General features: G+C 69.3%; 16 protein-coding genes. 9 read left to right on the top strand and 7 right to left on the bottom strand.

The window, feature by feature from the left end; all coding sequences use genetic code 11:
• Positions 1 to 6 precede the first annotated feature (6 nt).
• Both ACFXHE_RS12665 and ACFXHE_RS12660 read right to left on the bottom strand, forming a co-directional pair.
• Positions 7 to 2586: a polynucleotide kinase-phosphatase gene (locus ACFXHE_RS12665; RefSeq protein ID WP_379382566.1), complete on the bottom strand. Its 2580-nt coding sequence runs from the start codon at positions 2584 to 2586 to the stop codon at positions 7 to 9.
• Positions 2586 to 4202 (bottom strand): 3' terminal RNA ribose 2'-O-methyltransferase Hen1, encoded by a 1617-nt coding sequence (locus ACFXHE_RS12660; RefSeq protein ID WP_379382564.1) that lies wholly within the window; start codon positions 4200 to 4202, stop codon positions 2586 to 2588. Before ACFXHE_RS12660 ends, ACFXHE_RS12665 begins: the two co-directional genes overlap by 1 nt.
• 302 nt (positions 4203 to 4504) lie before the next feature.
• On the opposite strand from ACFXHE_RS12660, the gene ACFXHE_RS12655 reads away from it, so the two are divergent.
• From ACFXHE_RS12655 to clpX, 6 genes are all read left to right on the top strand, one after another.
• Entirely contained in the window at positions 4505 to 5695 is a 1191-nt protein-coding gene (locus ACFXHE_RS12655; RefSeq protein WP_379382562.1) for a hypothetical protein, read from the top strand.
• A gap of 126 nt (positions 5696 to 5821) precedes the next feature.
• A complete protein-coding gene (locus ACFXHE_RS12650; protein WP_379382560.1) occupies positions 5822 to 6391 on the top strand; it encodes an FKBP-type peptidyl-prolyl cis-trans isomerase in 570 nt (189 codons plus the stop codon).
• Between the two features lie 162 nt (positions 6392 to 6553).
• Positions 6554 to 7963 carry a trigger factor gene (gene tig / locus ACFXHE_RS12645; RefSeq protein WP_379382558.1) on the top strand — a complete coding sequence of 470 codons (1410 nt, stop codon included), beginning with the start codon at positions 6554 to 6556 and terminating at the stop codon, positions 7961 to 7963.
• Positions 7964 to 8193: 230 nt separating this feature from the next.
• The gene (locus tag ACFXHE_RS12640) at positions 8194 to 8784 is read left to right on the top strand and encodes an ATP-dependent Clp protease proteolytic subunit (RefSeq protein WP_379382556.1); all 591 of its coding nucleotides are present in this window, start codon (positions 8194 to 8196) and stop codon (positions 8782 to 8784) included.
• A gap of 37 nt (positions 8785 to 8821) precedes the next feature.
• The gene (locus ACFXHE_RS12635; protein WP_354834779.1) at positions 8822 to 9496 is read left to right on the top strand and encodes an ATP-dependent Clp protease proteolytic subunit; all 675 of its coding nucleotides are present in this window, start codon (positions 8822 to 8824) and stop codon (positions 9494 to 9496) included.
• Between the two features lie 328 nt (positions 9497 to 9824).
• The gene (clpX, locus tag ACFXHE_RS12630; protein WP_033086574.1) at positions 9825 to 11105 is read left to right on the top strand and encodes an ATP-dependent Clp protease ATP-binding subunit ClpX; all 1281 of its coding nucleotides are present in this window, start codon (positions 9825 to 9827) and stop codon (positions 11103 to 11105) included.
• Positions 11106 to 11528: 423 nt separating this feature from the next.
• Here the strand turns inward: clpX and ACFXHE_RS12625 are convergent, their stop codons facing one another.
• The 5 genes from ACFXHE_RS12625 to ACFXHE_RS12605 form a co-directional block, all read right to left on the bottom strand.
• Positions 11529 to 12053, bottom strand: a complete 525-nt coding sequence (locus tag ACFXHE_RS12625) for a hypothetical protein (RefSeq protein WP_379382554.1) — start codon at positions 12051 to 12053, stop codon at positions 11529 to 11531.
• 73 nt (positions 12054 to 12126) lie between these two features.
• Positions 12127 to 12498: a nuclear transport factor 2 family protein gene (locus ACFXHE_RS12620; RefSeq protein WP_379382552.1), complete on the bottom strand. Its 372-nt coding sequence runs from the start codon at positions 12496 to 12498 to the stop codon at positions 12127 to 12129.
• A 101-nt stretch (positions 12499 to 12599) separates the two neighbouring features.
• Positions 12600 to 13412 carry a formate dehydrogenase accessory sulfurtransferase FdhD gene (fdhD, locus tag ACFXHE_RS12615; protein ID WP_379382550.1) on the bottom strand — a complete coding sequence of 271 codons (813 nt, stop codon included), beginning with the start codon at positions 13410 to 13412 and terminating at the stop codon, positions 12600 to 12602.
• The gene (locus tag ACFXHE_RS12610) at positions 13409 to 15712 is read right to left on the bottom strand and encodes an FdhF/YdeP family oxidoreductase (protein WP_379382548.1); all 2304 of its coding nucleotides are present in this window, start codon (positions 15710 to 15712) and stop codon (positions 13409 to 13411) included. Before ACFXHE_RS12610 ends, fdhD begins: the two co-directional genes overlap by 4 nt.
• Positions 15713 to 16253: 541 nt before the next feature.
• A complete protein-coding gene (locus ACFXHE_RS12605) occupies positions 16254 to 16790 on the bottom strand; it encodes a hypothetical protein (RefSeq protein WP_379382546.1) in 537 nt (178 codons plus the stop codon).
• A 61-nt stretch (positions 16791 to 16851) separates the two neighbouring features.
• On the opposite strand from ACFXHE_RS12605, the gene ACFXHE_RS12600 reads away from it, so the two are divergent.
• Genes ACFXHE_RS12600 through ACFXHE_RS12590 form a run of 3 tightly spaced genes read left to right on the top strand, consistent with a single transcriptional unit; the run spans position 16852 to position 21379 of the window.
• On the top strand, positions 16852 to 17331 hold the full coding sequence (locus ACFXHE_RS12600; RefSeq protein ID WP_379382544.1) for a hypothetical protein: 480 nt from the start codon (positions 16852 to 16854) through the stop codon (positions 17329 to 17331).
• On the top strand, positions 17328 to 19034 hold the full coding sequence (locus ACFXHE_RS12595; protein ID WP_379382542.1) for a hypothetical protein: 1707 nt from the start codon (positions 17328 to 17330) through the stop codon (positions 19032 to 19034). Before ACFXHE_RS12600 ends, ACFXHE_RS12595 begins: the two co-directional genes overlap by 4 nt.
• Positions 19031 to 21379: a protein kinase gene (locus ACFXHE_RS12590; RefSeq protein ID WP_379382540.1), complete on the top strand. Its 2349-nt coding sequence runs from the start codon at positions 19031 to 19033 to the stop codon at positions 21377 to 21379. Before ACFXHE_RS12595 ends, ACFXHE_RS12590 begins: the two co-directional genes overlap by 4 nt.
• Positions 21380 to 21439: the final 60 nt, after the last annotated feature.

The following is a 21439-nucleotide window of genomic DNA, read 5'->3' as shown; positions in this document are numbered from 1 at the left end:
GGTCGGCTACAGCCGAGGGTCGAGCGGCTCGGTCTCCAGGGCCAGGATCGCGAACACCGCCTCGTGGACGCGCCACAGCGGCTCCCGGGCCACGAAGCGGTCCAGAGCCTCCAGGCCCAGGGCGTACTCGCGCAGCGCCATGGAGCGCTTGCCGCCGAGGCCGCGGGAGCGCACGCGGTGCAGCTGGTCGGGGCGCAGGTACTCCGGGCCGTAGATGATCCGGAGGTATTCCGGGCCCCGGCATTTCACGCCCGGCTGCACCGGCCGCCCGCTGCGGGTGCCGGTGCCGGACACCAGCGAGCCGAGCGGCTTCACCACCATGCCCTCGCCGCCGGCCGCGGTGAGCTCGGTCCACCACGCCGTCGCGGCGGCCTCGGCCTCCGGGGAGGCGAGGTCGACCAGGCGGCGGCCGGTCGGGTTGAAGAACTCCGGGTCGGCGGCGACCAGGCGATCGATGCGCTCCAGGTGCCAGTTGTGGTCGCGCCCTGCGCAATTCGCGCCGGAGGCGGCCAGCAACTGGAACGGGGCCAGGCGCACGCCGTCGAGGCCGTCGGTGGGCCAGCAGTAGCGGCCGTAGGCGGCGGTGAAGGCGTCGGCGTCGGCCCGGCGCGCTCCCGTGCGCGCGGCGAGATCGCCTGCGTCCAAACCGCGTTCGATCGCGGCCGCCAAGACCTCGGCGGCCCGGCCGAGCGAGGCCCGGGCCGCCGCGCCGACCGCGGCGTACTGGTTGCGCAGCAGCCCCAGCGCCTTGGCCGACCACGGCAGCAGCTCGGTGTCCAGCAGCAGCCAGTCGGTGTCCAGTTCCTCGAACAGCCCGGCGGTTTCGGCCGCCGCCCGCACCCGGGCCAGCAGCGATTCGACGCGCGCCGGATCGTCGAAGAACGGGCGGCCGGTGCGGGTGTACACCGCGCCGGTGCTGCCGTCCTCGACGCCGAACCGGTCCCGCGCCGCCTGGGCCGACCGCGAAACCACCACGACCGCACGCGAACCCATGTGCTTCTCCTCGCACACCACGGTGTCCACGCCCTCGGAGCGGTAGTACTCGAAGGCCTGGGCCGGGTGCTCGAGATGGCCGTCCAGGGTGGAGGTGGCGCACGGCGACATGGTCGGCGGCAGGTACACCAGCCAGCGCGGGTCCACGGCGAAGCGGCTCATCACCTCGAGCGCGGCGCTCGCGGCGTCCTCCGGCACGGTGACCCGGCCGAGGTGGCGGGTCTCCACCACCCGCCGGCCCAGCACGTCGTCCAGGTCGAGCACGCCCGGATCCCGCTGGACCACCGCCTCGCCGGTGGCGAAGGTGGCGGCCGCGAGCGGGCGCACGGGCTCGAACCAGACCTGTTCGGCCGGCACCGACACCGGCTCCCGCTCCGGGTAGCGCAGCGCGGTCAGGCGGCCGCCGAACACCGCGCCGGTATCCAGGCACAGGGTGTTGTTCACCCACACCAGTTCGGTCATCGGCGTGTGGCCGTAGAGCACCAGCGCCTTACCGCGGTAGTCGTTCGCCCACGGGTACCGTACCGGCAGCCCGTATTCGTCTGTCTCTCCGGTGGATTCGCCGTACATGGCGAACTCGCGCACCCGGCCCGAGGTACGGCCCTGGTACTCCTCCTTCAGACCGGCGTGCGCGACCACCAGCTTGCCGCCGTCGAGCACATAGTGGCTGACCAGGCCGCGCATGAATTCCTGTGCGGTCTTGCGGAATTCGGCGCCCTCGGCTTCCAGCTGGGCGAGCGACTCGGCCAGGCCATGCGCCACCGTGACGCGGCGGCCGTCGAGCGCGCGCACCAGCTTGAACTCGTGGTTTCCGGTGACGCACAGGGCGTTTCCGGATCCGGCCATGCCCATCACCAGCCGCAGCACGCCGGGCGTATCCGGCCCGCGATCGACCAGGTCGCCGACGAACACCGCGGTGCGATCCTCGGGGTGCCGCGCGTCGACCGCCCGTCCCTCCGCGTCCCGCGCGATGACATAGCCGAGTTCGCCCAGCAGCGTCTCCAGCTCGCTCCGGCAGCCGTGCACGTCACCGATCACATCGAAAGGCCCGGTGAGATCGGTCTTGTCGTTCCACAGGCGCTCGTCCGCGATGGTGGCGGCCTCGATCTCCTCGACGCCCCTCAGCACGTGCACCTTGCGGAAACCCTCGCGCTCCAGGAACTTCAGCGAACGCCGCAGATCGCGCTGGTGGCGCCCCACCACGTGCGGTCCCAGATCCGCGCGATCCACCCGCAGCGCATTGCGCTGCACGCACACCGCTTCCGGCACGTCCAGCACGATCGCCACCGGCAGGACATCGTGCGCCCGCGCCAGCTCCACCAGCGCCTGCCGCGCCTTGGGCTGCACATTGGTGGCGTCGATGACGGTGCGCAGGCCGCGCCGCAGGCGCACGCCCGCCACGTGGTGCAGCAGCTCGAACGCCTCGGCCGTCACCGACTGATCGGCCTCGTCATCGCTCACCAGCCCCCGGTAGGCGTCCGACGACAGCACCGCCGTCGACCGGAAGTGCTTGTGCGCGAACGTGGATTTCCCGGAGCCGCTGCTGCCGATCAACACGACCAGCGACAGCACCGGAACCGACAGCTCTGCCATCACGCGACTCCTTTCTCATCGCCGTTCTTCCCGTCCCGTTTGGTGAACACAGCCATCTGCGTCGACGGCCCCACTTCCGCATCCTCGGGCCCGATCGGCTCGAACCGCACGGCATACCCGTACGTCGCACCGACCCGGTGCGCCCAGTCCGCGAATTCTGCCCGGCTCCACTCGAATCGGTGATCCGAATGCCGGAACGCGCCCGCGTCGAGCCCGTCGTAGCGCACGTTGTACTCGCTGTTCGGCGTCGTCACGACCACGGCGCCCGGAGCGGCAGCCCCGAACACCGTGTGCTCCAGCGCCTGCAACCGGGGCGTGTCCACATGCTCGATCACCTCCATGAGCACCGCCGCGTCATAACCCCGCAAAGCGGCGTCGGTATACGTCAGCGCCCCCTGCCGCAGCGTCACCCGCCGCGACTGCCACTCCGGCACCCGCCGCAGCCGCCGTGCCGCGATCTTCAACTCCCGCATCGACACATCGATCCCGACGATCTCCGTGAACGCCCGGTCCGCCACCAGCTCCAGCAGCAACGCCCCCTGCCCGCACCCGAGATCGAGTATCCGGCTCGCCCCGGTCGACAGCAGCGCGCGATGCACGGCCGCCCGCCGCAATACCGCCAGCGATGGGCCGCGTTCGCCGGCCTCCGCGGAACAGGAAGCCTCCGCCCGCGGATCGGTCGGCGGGACCGGATCGCCGGTTCCACCGGAGGCCAGGCCGAGGTCGGTTGCCTGCGCTGGTATCAGCTCCGTTGCGGCCGGGGAGATTTCGCCGCCGAGGTCGGGCGCGGGCGGCGTGGTCTCGATACCGGCCCCCTCGTCGTCGAAATCGTGCTCGATCGCGCCGAGCTCCTCCGGGTCGGCGTCGTCCAGCTCGGCGAGGCGGGCGAGGGCGGCGCGGACCAGGGTGTGGCGGCGGGTGAGGTAGCGGCGGGTGATCCACTCGCGTTCGGGGTGGGTGGTGAGCCAGCCCTCGCCGAAGCGGAGGAGTTTGTCGATTTCGGCGGTGTCGAGCCAGTAGTGCTTGCTGCCGTCGAGGACGGGCAGCAGGACATAGAGGTGCGACAGCGCGTCGGACAGGCGCTGCGTTCCGGTGAGTTCGAGCCGCAGGTAATGGGAATCGCCCCAGTCCGGGAAGGCCGGGTCCAGGGGGAGGGGAGTGGCCACGACTGTCCAGCCCAGGGGCGCGAAGACCCGCTCGGCGTACTCGGCCCCGCCCTTGCAGGGGACGGCCGGGAGCTCGATACGCAGCGGGAGCGCGGTCTCGGCCAGCTCGGGACGCTGCTTGCAGCGGCCGTGCAAGGCGGTGCCGAACACCGTCGAAATGGCCACGGACACCAGCGAAGACGCCGCGTACGGGCGATCGTTCACATACTGCCCCAGGCTGAATTCGGGGGTGCTCTTCGACTTTCCGCGCACCAGCCGGACGGGATCGATCTCGAGCAGCAGCGCAGCCGTGCACCGGTCGTCGCCCGCCTCCGGATAGAGCACGTGCGCGATGCCGTAGGACTGCTCGAAAGTCTGTATGCGCGAAGGATTCTTGTGCAGCAGGTACCCCAGATCGGAGGCCGGCCAGGCGGCGCCCTCGGGTCGCGTACAAGAAATCGTCAACAGCATCCTGAGATGCTCCCGTAGGCCGAGAGCGCCCGCAAATACATTTCCGTCTCGACCTGCGCCGATATCAGCGACGGGCGCGGACCCCTCAGTGTAGGGGGCTTGCCCGGCAACACGATCGCGCTCACACTCGAAAACAGGTGTCCGGGGGAGGTTTTCGTCGGCGATCCGAGGGGCCGGGGCGAAACGCCGTTCGGGCTCACCGTGACTGGTGAGCTGGGACCCGGGCGGGGAGCTGTGCGACAGGCGGTGGCAGCATGCACCGATTCGATTCGACCCGTCGGCGTGTCCACGCCGGATCGCTCGTGGCGGTCGCGGCACTGGTCAGTGCCTGCGGGATCGCCGGGGCACCACGGGCGGCGACGCCGCAGGTGGGGGCACTGGATCTCGGCGGCTACAGCGGGCGTCCGCTCGTCGCGCCGGGGGCGGCCGGGGAAACCTATGGGCGGCTGATGGAATCGGTGCGGATGGCGGACGCCGTCATCGCGCCGCGCGCCGTCGATCCGACCCTGGCGCAGACCGCGGCCATTCCGGTACCCACACCGGAGGACGCCGTCGGAATCCTCGCCGACGCCACCCGCGCCACCCTGGCCGCACACGGCATGCTGGCCGGATTCAGCATCGGCGGCACCGACGATCCGACCGGCATCCCGGAGATCGGCACGGCCCGTTCGGTGCGCCTCACCGTCCTGCGCATGCGGGACAATATGACGGCCATCGACGCGGCCCGCGAGATCGATGGGCGCGACTTCGACGTCAACCACGACAATGTCGTCGTACCCTTCTCCGAATACTTTGCGACACACGGTCATTGGCGCACCTTCGTGCCGACGATGGCGGTCACCCTCGCCCACGGCCCGTTCGTGGTGACGCTGTTCGTCACCCATCCGGCCACGGATCTGGCGGCCCTGAAGCAGCTGGCCGAGGCCACCCTCGACGCCGAACTGCCGAAGCTGGACGCCTTCACGCCGACACCGGCCGAGGAACTGTCCGCGCTCCCACTGGATCCCGGCGGCATGCTGAGCCGCCTGCTGCCCGCCGACCCCGGGACATGGCCCTATCCCGAGCTCTTTCACGACGTACAGCAACCCATCGCCGGTTGGGGCGGACACCGCAGCGCACGCGGCATCGTCTACGGCCCCGTCCTCGCCGAGCTATGGGTCGACAGGTCCGGCGCGGACCCTCGCATCCCGGTCGAGAGCATCGCCGTCACGGATTCGGCTCGGCTGCTGCGGTTCCCCGACGCCGTGGCCGCCCGGCACGCGCTGAACCGACTGTCCCAGCCCAGTCCCGGCGGGTCCGTCACGACCCCGCCGGACGGCGTCCCGGACGCGGTCTGCCTGCGGGGTCCCGGCTCGAATCCCGCAGCGCGCGAAGGCGAATACACCTGCCTCGTCCTGGACGGCCGCTACCTGGCGCAGGTCTCCGCCCCGACCGAGCAACTCGTCCACCGCATGGCCGCGGCACAGTACGCGCTGCTGGTCACCGATCGCTGAGCCCGCGGATCGCCGATTCGGCATCCGCTCGGCCGCGTCCTCCCCGGCAAAGAACGATCCCGGCGTGTAGGTTCGGCGCGGCGTCGCAATCCGTGCGGCAATCCGGACTGACGGACAGGAGCGGGAATGCGCTTGGTGGGCAAGGTCGGTGTGATCGGTGCGGTCGCGGCCGCCACGGTGCTGGCCGCGGGGTGCGGCAGCAGCAGTGACAACAAGGCGGCGTCGACCACCACGGCCAAGGCCACGCCCAGCGCGGCCGTCGCCACCACGACCCAGAGCAAGGGCCGCGAGTGCACGGCCGACGACATCAAGGTCGACGGCGGCTTCGGGCAGGCTCCCAAGATCACCATCCCGGACGACTGCGACCCGCCCAAGCAGCTCATCGTCAAGGACCTGGTCGCGGGCAGCGGCCCGGCCGCCAAGGCCGGGGATCAGCTGACCATGAACTACACGCTGGTCACCTGGTCCGACAAGAAGGTCCTCGACTCGTCCTTCACCCGCGGTGAGCCGTTCGAGCTGCCGCTGGGTGCGGGCGAGGTCATCAAGGGCTGGGACCAGGGCCTGGTCGGCGTCCAGCAGGGCGCCCGCCGGCTGCTCATCGTCCCGCCGGACCTCGGCTACGGCGCGGGCGGCCACGGCATGAAACCGTACGAGACGCTGGTCTTCGTCACCGACGCCGTCAAGGTCGGTAGCTAGACCCGAACCCCGGGTACCAGGGCGACCGGTCGACCGACCGGCGTCGCGATGCCCCGTGCAGCGACCGGTTACACGGCCCGAGGGGCCGTCAACTAACCTGGTCGGGATGCGTTCGGGGGGAACCTAGACGTCAACCATGAACTACGAACAAGGAGCATGTCCGTGAAGAGCACCGTCGAGCAGCTGAGCCCGACTCGGGTCCGCATCAATGTCGAGGTGCCCTTCGAGGAGCTGAAGCCGGACTTCGACCGCGCCTACAAGGCTCTCGCGCAGCAGGTCCGGATCCCGGGCTTCCGTCCGGGCAAGGCGCCGGCCAAGCTTCTCGAGGCCCGTATCGGCCGCGGCGCCGTGCTGGAGCAGGTCGTCAACGATGTGCTGCCCAAGCGCTACAGCGAGGCTGTCATCGCCACCGAGGCCAAGGTCATCGGCCAGCCGGAAATCGAGATCACCAAGATCGAGGACGGCGAGGAGCTGGCCTTCACCGCCGAGGTCGACATCCGCCCGGAGATCACCCTGCCGGAGTTCTCCTCCATCGCCGTCTCGGTCGACCCGATCGAGATCACCGACGAGGACATCGACGAGCAGCTGCAGTCGCTGCGTCAGCGCTTCGGCACCCTGAAGTCGGTCGAGCGGGCCACCGAGAACGGCGACTTCGTCTCCATCGACCTGTCCGCCACCGTCGACGGCGAGACCGTCGAGGAGGCCTCCACCACCGGCCTGTCCCACGAGGTCGGCTCCGGCCAGCTCATCGAGGGCCTGGACGAGGCCCTGATCGGCCTGAAGGAGGGTGAGTCCAAGGACTTCACCTCCACGCTGGTCGCCGGTGAGCACGCCGGCAAGGAATCCGTCATCACCGTGACCGTGCAGTCGGTCAAGGAGCGCGAGCTGCCCGAGGCCGACGACGAGTTCGCCCAGCTGGCAAGCGAATTCGACACCATCGACGAGCTGAAGGAAGACCTGAAGACCCGCGTCGAGCGCGTCAAGAAGGTCCAGCAGGCCGGCGAGATCCGCGACAAGGTGCTCGAGCAGCTGCTCGAGACCGTCGAGATCCCGCTGCCCGAGGGTGTCGTCAAGGCCGAGGTCGACGCCGTCGAGCACGACGCCGTCCACGGCTTCGACCACGACGAGGCCAAGCTGGCCGAGGCCCTCGAGGCCCAGGGCTCCTCCCTCGAGGAGTTCAAGAAGGACACCAAGGAAGCCGCCGAGAAGTCGGTCAAGACCCAGCTGCTGCTGGACGCCGTCGCCGAGGCCGAGAACACCCAGGTCGGCCAGGACGAGCTGTACGAGCGGATCATCTTCCAGGCGCAGCGCTACGGCATGTCGCCCGATCAGTTCATTCAGCAGATCCAGCAGGCCGGTCAGCTGGGCGCGGTCTTCGCCGACGTGCGCCGCGGCAAGGCCCTTGCCGGTGTCGTGGTCCAGGCCGCCGTCACCGACACCGCCGGCAACGTCGTGGACACCGCCGAGATGTTCGGCAACCCGGCCGAGGAGGCCGAGGAGGTTTCCGCCGAGGAGCTCGCCACCGTCGCCGACGCGACCGAGGCCGCCGAGGCCGAGGCCGAGTCCGAGTAATAAATGCCGGCACCCCGGTGTCCGGGGTCTCGGGTGACACCCCGAGAACCCCGAACGCGGGAACGTGAGGTGTTGACGTAAGTTTGCGCTGTGAGCGAAGCAGGGCGGTACCGGGAGTTCGGTGCCGCCCTGCTTCGTTAGGGTTTGTGTCAGCGAATCAGTAGGGGCTTGTTAACCGAGCCATTGAGAGAGGGCAGGTATCCGTGACAAATCATCAGGCAGGGGTGCGCATGACATCCGCGACTGCTGGTCTGAACCTCAGTGATTCGGTGTACGAGCGCCTGCTGCGCGAGCGCATCATCTTCCTGGGCACTCAGGTCGACGACGACATCGCCAACAAGCTGTGCGCGCAGATTCTTTTGCTGTCGGCCGAGGACCCGACCAAGGACATCTCGCTCTACATCAACTCCCCGGGCGGTTCGGTGACCGCGGGCATGGCCATCTACGACACCATGCAGTTCGCCGAATGCGACATCCGCACGGTCGGCATGGGCCTGGCCGCCTCCATGGGGCAGTTCCTGCTCGCCGCCGGCACCAAGGGCAAGCGCTACGCGCTGCCGCACGCGCGGATCATGATGCACCAGCCCTCCGCCGGACTGGGCGGTTCGGCCGCTGACATCGCCATCCAGGCCGAGCAGTTCGCCTACACCAAGCGCGAACTCAACGAGCTGCAGGCTCAGCACACCGGCAAGTCCATCGAGCAGGTGACCGCCGACGCCGACCGCGACCGCTGGTTCACCGCCGCCGAGGCGCTCGACTACGGGTTCATCGACCACGTGGTCACCCACGCGAGCCAGACGAACGGCAGCAGCAGCAAATAGTTCCGCAGCCCATCACACAGACTTTGGAGTGACGCGTATGTCCAACATGATCGATCCGCGGGCCGCGGGGATCACCTTCGCCGCCGCCGGCAACCTGCCTCAGTCGCGCTACATCCTGCCGCAGTTCACCGAGCAGACCAGCTTCGGCCAGAAGGTCTCGGATCCGTACAACAAGCTCTTCGAGGAGCGGATCATCTTCCTGGGCAACCAGGTTGACGATGTGTCGGCCAACGACATCATGGCCCAGCTGCTGGTGCTCGAGTCGATGGATCCGGACCGCGACATCACCATGTACATCAACTCGCCCGGTGGTTCCTTCACCGCGCTGATGGCCATCTACGACACCATGCAGTACGTGCGCGCCGACGTCGCCACCGTCTGCCTGGGCCAGGCCGCCTCCGCCGCGGCCGTGCTGCTCGCCGCCGGCGCCCCCGGCAAGCGTGCCGCGCTGCCCAACGCCCGCGTCCTGATCCACCAGCCGTCCACCTCGGGCGGCATCCAGGGCCAGGTCTCCGACCTCGAGATCCAGGCCGCCGAGATCGAGCGCATGCGTCGCCTCATGGAGACCACGCTGGCGCGCCACACCGGCAAGGACGCGGACACCATCCGCAAGGACACCGACCGGGACAAGATCCTCACCGCCGACGAGGCGCAGGAGTACGGGATCGTCGATCAGGTTTTCCAGTACCGCAAGCTCAGCGCCCAGAAGTGAGCTGGGCGGGTGGCGGGGTTTCTGTGTGTCCCAGGCGTCCCCGCCACCCCGGCAGAGGTGAGCCCACGCACATGTCCGGCGAGAAACGTGCCCAAGTTGTCGACCTCGGTCAGCCGAAGCGGGTACGGTCACTCTAGGGACCTTTGCTCGTGGTTGTCGGCTCTGCCTCTGCATCCAACACAGGTGCTTGTAATGGGCACCGTGGATACACACAGCCGAATTGCCGGATCCGCAAACTCAGGGGTCACGGCTTACGCTCGAAGAAGGCAGCTCGCCGGCAGCCGGGGACAGACGGTTGCACGCGGACAAGGAAGTAGGGACCCAGGAGATGGCGCGCATCGGTGATGGCGGCGATCTGTTGAAGTGCTCGTTCTGCGGAAAGAGCCAGAAGCAGGTCAAGAAGCTCATTGCGGGACCGGGGGTGTACATCTGTGACGAGTGCATCGACCTCTGCAATGAGATCATCGAGGAAGAGCTCGCCGAATCCAGCGAGGTCAAGCTCGACGAATTGCCCAAACCCGCGGAAATCCGGGATTTCCTGGAGCAGTACGTGATCGGGCAGGACGCCGCGAAGCGAACCCTCGCAGTGGCGGTCTACAACCACTACAAGCGGATTCAGGCCGGCGACAAGGGCCGCGACTCCCGGGGCGAACCGGTCGAGCTGGCCAAGTCCAACATCCTCATGCTCGGCCCGACGGGCTGTGGCAAGACCTATCTGGCGCAGACGCTGGCCAAGATGCTGAACGTGCCGTTCGCCATCGCGGACGCCACCGCGCTCACCGAGGCCGGCTATGTCGGCGAGGATGTCGAGAACATCCTGCTGAAGCTGATCCAGGCCGCCGACTACGACGTGAAGCGCGCCGAGACCGGCATCATCTACATCGACGAGGTCGACAAGATCGCCCGCAAGTCGGAGAACCCGTCCATCACCCGTGACGTGTCCGGTGAGGGCGTGCAGCAGGCGCTGCTGAAGATCCTGGAGGGCACGCAGGCGTCGGTGCCGCCGCAGGGCGGCCGCAAGCACCCGCACCAGGAGTTCATCCAGATCGACACCACCAATGTGCTGTTCATCGTGGCGGGCGCGTTCGCCGGTCTGGAGAAGATCGTCCAGGATCGAGTCGGCAAGCGCGGCATCGGTTTCGGCGCGGAGGTCCGGTCCAAGGCCGAGATCGACACCGCCGACCACTTCGCCGACGTGATGCCCGAGGATCTGATCAAGTTCGGTCTGATCCCCGAGTTCATCGGCCGCCTCCCCGTCGTCGCCTCGGTCACCAACCTGGACAAGGAATCTCTGGTCCGCATCCTGGCCGAGCCGAAGAACGCCCTGGTGAAGCAGTACGTGCGCCTGTTCGAAATGGACGGCGTGGATCTGGAGTTCACCCAGGACGCCCTGGAAGCCGTTGCGGATCAGGCGATCCTGCGCGGCACCGGCGCCCGCGGCCTGCGCGCCATCATGGAGGAGGTGCTCCTCCCGGTCATGTACGACATCCCCAGCCGCGACGATGTCGCCAAGGTGGTCGTCAATGCCGACACCGTGAACGACAACGTCCTCCCGACGATCGTCCCGCGCAAGCGCCAGACCCCGGAGCGCCGCGAGAAGTCGGCGTAAGGCCCTTCCGCAAGCAAAGAAACCGGCCCCGCGAGAATCCCTCTCGCGGGGCCGGTTTCGTTCTCCCGCCACGCGGCCGCGCAGGAGTTACCTGCTCGAGCTGATCACCGTGGAAGGTAGACGCGCGGACAACCTTGTGGCACCGAGTGCTTGATAGACACCGCCGAGGGTGACGAACTGGGTGACCGGCAGTTCCATGTGTGTTCTCCTGTGGGCTGTCCGTTACCGGAAAGCCAGGGAGTCGGTGACGGTCGGTGGAGCCGATCGCGCCCGTCGCGAGGATCGCCGTTGATCCCCCGTGGTTCGCCGTTGAACCTCTACTCCGTTACTTCAGAAATCGGTGTGGCTGGGTCACCTGTTACGACGGGGTGACGTCGCTGATTTCATCGGCATCGGGGAAAGAGAATTTCGCGGCGGGCGGGGTCAGCGGCGGGGGAATTTGAAGGTGAAGGGGGCGGGCTCGGGGACCGGGAAACGCTCGCGCGGGGCGACGAGCAGAATGGCCAGGCCGAGGGCGGGCATGGCCAGTGCCGCCAGCAGTTCGAGGGTGAAGTTGAGTCCGCTCAGTGTCGGCGGGCGGTGGAAGGCGTGGTAGATGAAGTGCGGCACGCCGAAGACCAGCCACGCCAGCCCGGTGACCCGGGCGATGACGCTGTCGCGGTAGTAGAGCGCGGCGCCGGAGATGGCGCCCAGGGCCAGGAAGAAGGCCCCCACGTCACTGGCCAGGTGATGGTTGTACGGACCGTCGGCGCGCACCCAGTGCAGGCCGAATCCGGGGAAGCTGGTGTAGAACGATTCGGGCGCCACGACGGCCCACAGGCCGGTGATCACCCCCGTGGCGGTGAGCACGCCGAGCATGATGAGCAGGGCGATCCAGCGCCGCCGGTTGATCTCCAGCCGCATGCTGACCCGCACCCCGTCACCGGTGCCGCGCAACGAGATCCGCACAGGCCCTCCCGCCCTCGCCGAATCACTGTGCTGCCACCGTAATTCGGGGAGCGGGAGGGGACAACCCCGTGGGTCAGATCTGCTCCATCTTCATGTCGTCCGGACCCCAGTAGGCCTTCATGCTGATGATTTTGCCCTCGTCGTTGAGCTCCATCACGTCGATGGGCGAGAGGGTCATGCGGTGCCCGTTGGACACGGTGACGAGGGTGAAGGACGCCGCCACCTTGTTGCCCGCCACCTTGACGGTGTGCAGTTCGGTCTCGCGGTCGAGGTTTTCCAGGGCCTTGTACATCTCGCCGATGGCCTCGTGGCCGCGGCGCTCCGGCGTCCCGATCGGATCCTCGATCACCGCGTCCTCGGCGTACAGGTCCACGATCGCCGACGTGGGCCCGGTGGCCACCAGCTTCACGTACTGCTCGACCACATCGCGGGGCTGCGCTGCCATGGATGACTCCCATCAAGAATTGAAACGTGTTCTATTTCGGAGAGTAACAGCCGGAACGCGCAAAAGTACCCCGCTGCCTCACCCTGTGGAACGGGCGACGATCACATCGCCAGACGGTCCTCACCGGTGTACACATTCATGGTTTCGCCGCGCAGGAAGCCGACCAGGGTGAGGCCGGCGTCGGCGGCGAGATCCACGGCCAGCGAGCTGGGGGCGGACACCGCGCCCATGACCGGAATGCCCGCCATGACGGCCTTCTGCACCAGCTCGAAGGAGGCACGGCCGCTGACCATGAGGACGAGATCGTGTGCGGGAAGCCGATTCTCGCGGATCGCCCAGCCGACCAGCTTGTCCACGGCATTGTGCCGGCCGATGTCCTCGCGCACGGCCAGCGCCGCGCCCTCGGGGGTGAACAGGCCCGCGGCGTGCAGCCCGCCGGTGGCGTCGAAAACCTGCTGGCGGGAACGCAGTTCGTCGGGCAGCTTGGCGAGAGTCTGCACGTCGACGCGCGGCGAATCCGCGGGCATGGCGTGCCGGATCCGGGTGCGCACCTCGTCGAGGGCGGTCTTGCCGCACAATCCGCAGGAGCTGTTGGTCAGAAAGGGCCTGGGCTGCACCGGGACCGGGGTCCGGAGCCGGATGTCCAGCACGTTGTAGGTGTTCTGCCCGTTCTCGTCGGTGCCGGCGCAGTAGCGGGCGCTGACGATGTCCTCGGCCGAGTCGATGATGCCCTCGGCGTAGAGGAAGCCGTGCACGAGGTCGATATCCGCGCCGGGGGTGCGCATGGTGATCGTCAGCGACTGCCCGCCCGTACGGATTTCGAGCGGTTCCTCCACCGCCAGGGTGTCGGGCCGGGTGACAGTGCCGCTGGGCGAGATGCGCAGGGTGCGGCGGCGCGCGGTGACCCTGCTCATGCGACCGTGTGGGTGTGGCGTTCCAGGCGGATGGTGACCGCCTTGGAAACGGGCGTATTGGAGCGCCGGGCGACGTGGTCCAGCGGGATCAGGGGGTTGGTCTCGGGGTAGTAGGCGGCGGCATTACCGCGCGGGGTCGCGTACGCGACCAGGCGGAAGCCGGTGACGCTGCGCTCGGTGCCGTCGTCGAATTCGGAGATGACGTCCACCAGATCGTTCTCGGCGAAACCGAGGGCGGCGATGTCCTCCGGGTGGACCAGCACCACGCGCCGCCCGCTGTGGATGCCGCGGTAGCGGTCGTCCAGGCCGTAGATGGTGGTGTTGTACTGGTCGTGGCTGCGCAGCGTCTGCAGGATGAGCCGGCCCTCGGGGACCGGCAGCCAGTGCAGGTCGTTGACCGCGAAATTGGCCTTGCCGGTGGCGGTCCGGAATTCGCGGGCGTCGCGCGGCGGGTGCGGGAGCTGGAAGCCGTTGCGGCCGCGCACTTTCCGGTTGTAGTCGGTGCAGCCGGGTACCACCCGGGCGATGGCGTCGCGGATCTTGTCGTAGTCGCGCCGGAACTCGCCCCACGGTACGGAGTGGCCCGGACCGAACACGGCCTCGGCCAGCTCGCACACGATGGCGACCTCGCTGTGCAGCTGGTCGCTCACCGGGTCCAGCCGGCCGGTGGACAGGTGCACCATGGACATCGAGTCCTCGACCGAAACCTGCTGGCGCACACCGTCCTGCAGGTCCGCGTCGGTGCGGCCCAGGGTGGGCAGGATCAGGGCGGTGCGCCCGTGCACCACGTGGCTGCGGTTGAGTTTGGTCGACACCTGCACGGTCAGTGCGCAATTGCGCAGTGCGGCCTCGGTGACCTCGGTGTCGGGGGTGGCGGAGACGAAGTTGCCGCCCATCCCGAAGAACACCGTGCCGCGGCCGTCGCGCATGGCCCGGATGGCATTGACGGTGTCCCAGCCGTGTTCGCGCGGGCTGGTGATGCCGAATTCACGGTCCAGGGCGTCGAGGAAGGCGTCGGGCATCTTCTCCCAGATGCCCATGGTGCGGTCGCCCTGCACATTGGAGTGGCCGCGCACCGGGCACACGCCCGCGCCGGGCTTGCCGATCATGCCGCGCAGCAACAGCAGGTTGGTGGCCTCCTCGATGGTGGCGACGCCGTGTACCTGCTGGGTGAGGCCCATGGCCCAGCAGATGATGGTGGCCTTCGATTCGGCCAGCAGCTTCGCGGTGCGGTCCAGGTCTGCGCGGCTGAGGCCGGTGGCCTGCTCGACAATGCCGAGATCGACCGCGCGCATCTGTTTTTCGTATTCGGCGAAGCTCGCGGTGTGCGTATCGACGAAGGCGCGGTCCACGACCGTGCCGGGCGCGCGGTCCTCGGCCTCGAACAGCAGCTTGGCCAGGCCCTGGAACAGGGCCATATCGCCGCCCAGGCGGATCTGCAGGAAATCGTCGGCGATGGTGATGCCGCCGGTGAAGCCCTTGACGGTCTGCGGGTCCTTGAAGCCGATGAGCCCGGTCTCCGGCAGCGGGTTGACCGCGATGACCGTCGCCCCGTGCGCCTTCGCCTCGCCGAGCGCGGACAGCATGCGCGGATGGTTGGTGCCGGGGTTCTGCCCGGCCACGATGATGAGGTCGGCCTTGGAGAAGTCGTCGATGGTGACCGAGCCCTTGCCGATGCCGATCGAGCCGGTGAGCGCGGTGCCCGAGGATTCGTGGCACATGTTGGAGCAGTCGGGCAGGTTGTTGGTGCCGAAACTGCGGACCAGCAACTGGTAGAGGAACGCCGTCTCGTTGGCGGTGCGGCCGGAGGTGTAGAAGACGGCCTCGTCGGGGGAGTCCAGGCCACACAGGGTGTCGGCGATGAGGCGGTAGGCCTCGTCCCAGCCGATCGGGGAGTAGTGGGTGTCGCCCTCGCGCAGCACCATCGGGTGGGTGAGGCGGCCCTGCTGGCCGAGCCAGTAGCCGGATTTGCCGGCCAGGTCCTCGAGGGAGTGCTCGGCGAAGAACTCCGGGGTGACGGTGCGCAGGGTCGCCTCCTCGGCGACGGCCTTGGCACCGTTCTCGCAGAACTCCGCGGGGCGACGCCGACCGGTCGGTTCCGGCCAGGCGCAGCCCGGACAGTCGAACCCGTGCCGCTGATTCACCCGGGCCAGCGTGCGCGCGGTGCGCACCACGCCCATCTCCTCGACGGCGCGCTCCAGTGCGACGGTGACCGCTTTGACGCCCGCGGCCTCGGTCTTCGGTGCGGTGACCGTCAGCGCGGACTCGTCGATATCGCTCTTCGGCGCGGCACGATACATGGTCCCGATTGTCCTCTCCGGCGCGATGGGGCGTCCCAGTCGGTACCCGCATCGTAGGGCGCGAAACGCGCGAACCAGCGGACTGGTCGGTCTCGAGTGTGAACGCGGGTGATCACTACCGCGATAGACAAGGCAGCGGGCACGTGGATGGCCTTACCATCGAACAAGCGAGGTCACGCCGAATGAAGACATGTGCGCATTCTGCTCGGCGTGCCGGTGGGGACCGGCATGCGAAACTGGCCTGCGCGGTGAGACTTTCACCCCGGACCCTACACCTTGTTCTGCTGTTCGTGGCGGCCATAGCGCTCGCGCTGCCGGCCGGCATCGGCTGGGCGAATCCGGGTGCCACCCAACCCGTTCCGCTCACCACCGCCTCCGTCCCGGCGCCGCAGGAGCGCGCACCGGTGAAAGTTCCTCCCAGCACGCCGAATCCGCCGCCGGTCATCACCCAGCAGCCGGGCAACGACTGCACCTACACCGATTGCACCGGCACCCACGACGGCCCGCCCAGCCACGGCAACGGCAAGCCGAATCCCGGCGGTCAGTGCGGCGACTCGTGCGACAGTGGCGGCGACCCTGGCTGCGGCTGGACCACTTGCACCCAGCCGCAGTACTGCCCGAACGGTTCGGTGAAACCCTCCAGCGGGGTGTGTCCGTCAGCGCAGCCGCAGTACTGTCCGGATGGTTCGGTCAAACCTGCGAGCGGGGTGTGTTCGTCGGCGCAGCCGCAGTATTGCCCGGATGGTTCGGTGAAGCCCGCGAGTGGAGTCTGTCCGTCGGCGCAGCCGCAGTATTGCCCGGATGGTTCGGTGAAGCCCGCGAGCGGAGTCTGTCCGTCGGCGCAGCCGCAGTATTGCCCGGATGGTTCGGTGAAGCCCGCGAGCGGAGTCTGTCCGTCCGCGCAGCCGCAGTACTGTCCGGACGGCTCGGTGAAACCCTCCAGCGGGGTGTGCCCCTCCGCACAGCCGCAGTCTTGCCCCGATGGTTCGGTCGAGCCGTCGAGCGGGGTGTGTCCGTCTGCGCAGCCGCAGTATTGCCCGGACGGTTCGGTCAAGCCCGCGAGCGGAACTTGCGTCACAGCCGTCATACCTCCTGGCACCACGCCGGGCGGGAATCAGCCGCAGCCGCAACCCAATCCGGTGCCGAGCACGCCGGTGCTGACGACCGCCGCGCCGCCGCCGACCACCACCGAGGCGGTTCCGCCGAGTTCGGAGGCCAAGCCGCCCGCCTCGACCACTCCCGTTCCCGCGCAGACCTCCGGGCTTTCCCTAGAGCCGCCCGCAGTGGCGCCCGGGGCGCCGGTGCAGGCCAGCGGCACCGGCTGTGATCCCGGTGCCAACGTGAAGCTGTCGATCGGCGGGACCACCGCCGCCGACACCACGGCCCGGGCCGATGGCGGCTTCGCGGCCACCCTCGCCACCGGCGGCACCGATATCGGCCAGCACGAGGTGACCGCCGAGTGCGGGCGAAAGCTGGCCGCGCCCTTGGCCATCGTGCTGGTCAGCCAGGTCGGCGGCGGCGCGGCGACGATGACGGTGCTGCTGTTCTTCCTGCTCGTCGGCGGCTGGTTCTACGGCCACCGCCTGATCTCCCATCTCCCGGCACGGAGGCTCCGATGACCAGTCGCACAACCGCGCCGCACCAGGTGCAGCCGCCCAACTTGCCGGAATTCCGGTGCGCGAGTGACCGATGCGTCCGGTGGGAACGCGATACCGGATGGGACGACGGCTGGTCGGCCGCCGAGCGACCCGCCGAACCTGTCGGCGCCGAGAGGGAATCGCGGCCGGTCGCTCGTGCCGGCAGCTACCGGGCGATCGGCGGGACCGTGCTCGGCGCCCTGCTCATGGTCGCCCTCGTGGTGGTGGCGGTCGTCTTCGTGGCCGGACCCGCCCGCGCCGCCACCGGGGTGAGCGCGACCGCGACCCTCGACGGCCGGGCCATTGCCGGTGCCAATGCCGGGAATCCGGTGCGTCTGGATCCGAAGCGGGTCGCGCAGGTCGTCGTCGAGGTGACCAATGGGACCGCGAATCCGGTGTCGGTCCGCCGCGTCGATCTCGCCGGGCACGTGCTCGGCCTGAACTTCTATTCGTATTCCACGACAGTCGAATTGACGGTCGCGGCGGGCAAGACCGAGAAGCTCACCTACCGCTTGGATCCGGCCGGGCTGGACGGGCAGGCGAGCGGGCTCATCGGCTCCGACCTCACGCTCATCGGTGCGGACGGCAAGCCGCTCACCGCGGTGCACACCGTCGTCGATGTGCGCGGTTCGCTCGCGTCGGTGTACGGGCTGTTCGGCATCATCATCGCGGTCCTGACCGCCCTGGCCATTGTCGACGCGGCCCTGACCGTTGCGCGCCACCGTCTCTCGGCCAATCGCTGGCAGCGCGGCCTGCGCCTGCTCGCGCCCGGCCTCGGCATCGGCCTGATGATCGGGTTCACTGGTTCGGTGGCGCGCTGGTGGGTTCCCGGCACCGCCCTGTGGCTCGCCCTGGCGGGTGCCACTGCCGCCCTGTTCTTCGTGGCCGGATACCTCTCGCCGACCCCGCGGCAGCCCGACGATCTCGGCCTCGACCCCGAAGATCTCGCCGCCGCGAAGGAACTCGATGCCAATGCCACCGCGGCAGGCCCCAATCCGCCCTATGGCGGCACCTTCCGCGACCTCGGTGCGGTGGGAATCCCGGGCGGCACCTACCCGGACCTGGACGTTCGTGCTCAATCAGACTCCGGTGCAACGGAGTTCGTGCCGTATCACCCGCCCGGCGGACCAGATTCGGGAGAGGCCGCGACGCAGGTCGGTCCCGCCGGGGCCCCGGGCGCGATGCGGGTCTTCCCTGGCGGGCCCGCTTCGGGCCCGATTCCCGGCGGTTACCCGAGCGGTGAGACGACCCGGATCGCGCGTCCGGGAATCGGGGGAGGCCGATATCCGGGCGGTGGGCCGCTGGCGTCGGCCATGCAGCCAGACACCGCTGAAAGTGCCACTGTGGCAACGGATTCGCCGGGATCGGGCAGTTTGCCCGAGATGCAGGCCGGAACCGGTCCACATGCCACGGGGTCGGGCGGGCTGCCGACGGTCGGTAGACCGAGCGGCGAAGGATTCCGGTACTCGGCGGCGGGCGTGGATGATTCGACGGTCGGATATCCCGGCGGGGTGCAGCGGCCGCGGTCCGGGGCTGGGCTCGGGGAGACGACGATCGGGCGGGATCCCGCCGGTGGAAAGAACGATCCGGGACCGGCAGTCCAGGCGGCGGATCCGGGGGACGAGCCGACACTGCGCAGCGGGCCCGGCGGACCGGGCTTCCGGTCGGAGGGTGCGGGCCGATGAGCGTGGGGAATACCGGCACCGCCGAGCTGGCCCGGGTGCGGGCGGCGCTGCCGGGGTACGAGGTCGGCGGGCAGATCGGGCGTGGCGGCTGCGGGGTGGTGCTGGCCGGCGTGCATCGCGGCTTGCACCGGCGGGTCGCGATCAAGCAGATTCCGCCGCAGTTCGCCGACGATATGCAGGTGCGGCGGCGGTTCGTCGACGAGGCGCGGATGATGGCGGCGCTCGACCACCCGCACGTGGTGCCGGTCTACGACTACGTCGAGCACGAAGACCTGTGCCTGCTGGTGCTGGAGTACCTGCCCGGCGGCACCGTCGAGAACCGTTTCATCACAGCGGGATTCGAGGCGACTGCGGCGGTGGCGGTAGCGCTGTCGTGCGCGGCCGGGCTCGACGCCGCACATCGCATCGGCATCCTGCATCGAGACGTGAAGCCGTCCAACCTCATGTTCGCGGCGAATGGCGCGCTCAAACTTACCGATTTCGGGATCGCCAAGATCGTCGGCGGCGCGGACACACTGGTGACTCGGGCGGGCGAGATCATCGGCACGCCCTCCTATATCGCGCCGGAACAGGTGCGCGGCCAAGGGCTTTCACCCGCTACCGATGTCTACGCCCTGGCCACCATGCTCTACCAGCTGCTCTCCGGCGTGCTGCCCTTTCCACCCGGACCCGACGCCCTGTCCCTGCTGTTCGCCCACGCCTACGGCGACCCGATCCCCCTGACCGAGGTGGCCCCGTTCGTCCCCCAGCCCATCGCCGAGGCGGTCATGCGCGGCCTGGCCTCCGACCCCGCCGACCGCTACGACACCGCCGAAACCTTCGGCGTCGCCATCGCCGAGCCCGCCGCCCACTTCTGGGGCGCGAATTGGCTCACCCCCGTGGGCATCCCGGTCATCGGCGCGGACACCATCGTGGCCGCCGCCACCGGCAGCGCCCGCAGCCCGCGCAGCCCCGGCCCCTTCACTCCACAGACCCCACTCCCGAGACCCGGCTCCCACGATCCCTACACCCCGCCGCCCGGTGCGATGCCCCCACCGCCCGGCGCGGTGACCCGTGACCGCGGCGCCGGGCCGACAACACCTCCGCCGCAACCGATTCGCCCGCACCACCTGCCGAACGCACCCATCGCCGACTCGATGTCCTGGGAAGAGCTTGGCCGCACCTCCGGCGGGTCCGCCACGCCGCACGGATCGCCGTCGAGCCCGAGCGCGGGGCAGGGTAGCGCTACGCCCGCCGACCCCCGCTCAGAGCCGACACGGCGAGCTGACCGAGGCGTGCCGGCACCCGCCTCCTACGGCGGGCCCGCTGCGCCCCAGCGGCAGGGTGGAGCCGGAATGCCCGCCGAACACGGATTCGGCAGTGGCCCAGCGGGATTCGGGCACGGAAGCGGTCCGCGACCGGGCGGAGGTTTCGGGCCGGGTGGAGGTCCAGGACCACGTGGAGGTTCTGGGGTGGTTGGCGGTTTCGAGCCGGGGCAAGATCCCGGACAGGGTGGAGGTTTCGGGCCCGGGGCTTCCGTGCCGATGGAGCGGATACGGCCGCGTGAGCCGATTCAGCGTGGTGGGGCGCGGCTGGCGGAGGTGGATCGGGCGGATCTGGTGCCGGTGCAGCGGGTGGTCACGCTGCCGTCGCCTCGGGTGCCGTTGCTGGTGGCGGCGTTGTTGGTGGCGGTGACCGGGGTGGTTGCGGTGCTCGGGGTGGGTGCGCCGGGGCGGAATGTGCCGCCTGCGGGGATGATTCGGATCGGCGGGGTGGATCCCGCCGCGGGGACCGTGGATCTCGATCTGTCCAAGCCGGTGCCGATCACTGTCAGCGGGGTGGACGCCGATGAGGCGAAGCTGTCGGTGGATGTGCTGGGTGTGCGGGCCGGGGGACAGGGTGCGGCTTTGCCGGGTGGGTCGGGGGAGTTGTCCGCGCCGGTGAACCAGTACGTGCTCGCGGGTCGGCTGACCGGTGAATTGTCGCTGTCCCGTGCGGGTTCCGAGACGGCCACCTATCGGTTCGGGGTGCGGACGCGGCAGCGGGCCACGACCACCGCGGCGGCCGTCGGAATCCTGCTGCTCCTGCTGTTCGCCGCCGCATATGCCGAATCGAACGCCCGCACGCTGCGGCGCGGCAGTGCCCGCTTCGCCGCGACCGTCGGGCTGGCCATCAGCACGGGACTGCTCGGGATCGCGGCGGCCGGGGCGGCGTGGGTGCTGCTCGGCCGCGAACCCACCCTGCCCGGAGTGATCGTGTGCGCCGCAGGCGGTGTTGCGGCCGGACTGGCCCTGGCCGTCGGCTGCCGCCGGGTCGGCCAGCGGTACCGCTATCTGCGGGTGAAACTGCTCCGGGAGCGCGCCTGACCTCGAGGCAGCGCGGCGGTAATGGCGAACCGGGATTCCGGCGATAGACACACGAGCGCA

The sequence above is a fragment of the Nocardia sp. NPDC059229 genome (assembly GCF_042754165.1).
GTDB lineage: Bacteria > Actinomycetota > Actinomycetes > Mycobacteriales > Mycobacteriaceae > Nocardia.
The sequence above is the reverse complement of the archived record's forward strand: the minus strand, read 5'-3'. Positions and strand labels throughout refer to the sequence as shown.

Bases quoted from the DNA above. Each gene is read 5' to 3' on its own strand.
- ACFXHE_RS12665 (WP_379382566.1), bottom strand. From the start codon at position 2,586: ATGGCAGAGCTGTCGGTTCCGGTGCTGTCGCTGGTCGTGTTGATCGGC.
- ACFXHE_RS12660 (WP_379382564.1), bottom strand. From the start codon at position 4,202: ATGCTGTTGACGATTTCTTGTACGCGACCCGAGGGCGCCGCCTGGCCG.
- ACFXHE_RS12650 (WP_379382560.1), top strand. From the start codon at position 5,822: ATGCGCTTGGTGGGCAAGGTCGGTGTGATCGGTGCGGTCGCGGCCGCC.
- ACFXHE_RS12640 (WP_379382556.1), top strand. From the start codon at position 8,194: ATGACATCCGCGACTGCTGGTCTGAACCTCAGTGATTCGGTGTACGAG.
- ACFXHE_RS12635 (WP_354834779.1), top strand. From the start codon at position 8,822: ATGTCCAACATGATCGATCCGCGGGCCGCGGGGATCACCTTCGCCGCC.
- clpX (WP_033086574.1), top strand. From the start codon at position 9,825: ATGGCGCGCATCGGTGATGGCGGCGATCTGTTGAAGTGCTCGTTCTGC.
- ACFXHE_RS12620 (WP_379382552.1), bottom strand. From the start codon at position 12,498: ATGGCAGCGCAGCCCCGCGATGTGGTCGAGCAGTACGTGAAGCTGGTG.
- fdhD (WP_379382550.1), bottom strand. From the start codon at position 13,412: ATGAGCAGGGTCACCGCGCGCCGCCGCACCCTGCGCATCTCGCCCAGC.
- ACFXHE_RS12610 (WP_379382548.1), bottom strand. From the start codon at position 15,712: ATGTATCGTGCCGCGCCGAAGAGCGATATCGACGAGTCCGCGCTGACG.
- ACFXHE_RS12595 (WP_379382542.1), top strand. From the start codon at position 17,328: ATGACCAGTCGCACAACCGCGCCGCACCAGGTGCAGCCGCCCAACTTG.
- ACFXHE_RS12590 (WP_379382540.1), top strand. From the start codon at position 19,031: ATGAGCGTGGGGAATACCGGCACCGCCGAGCTGGCCCGGGTGCGGGCG.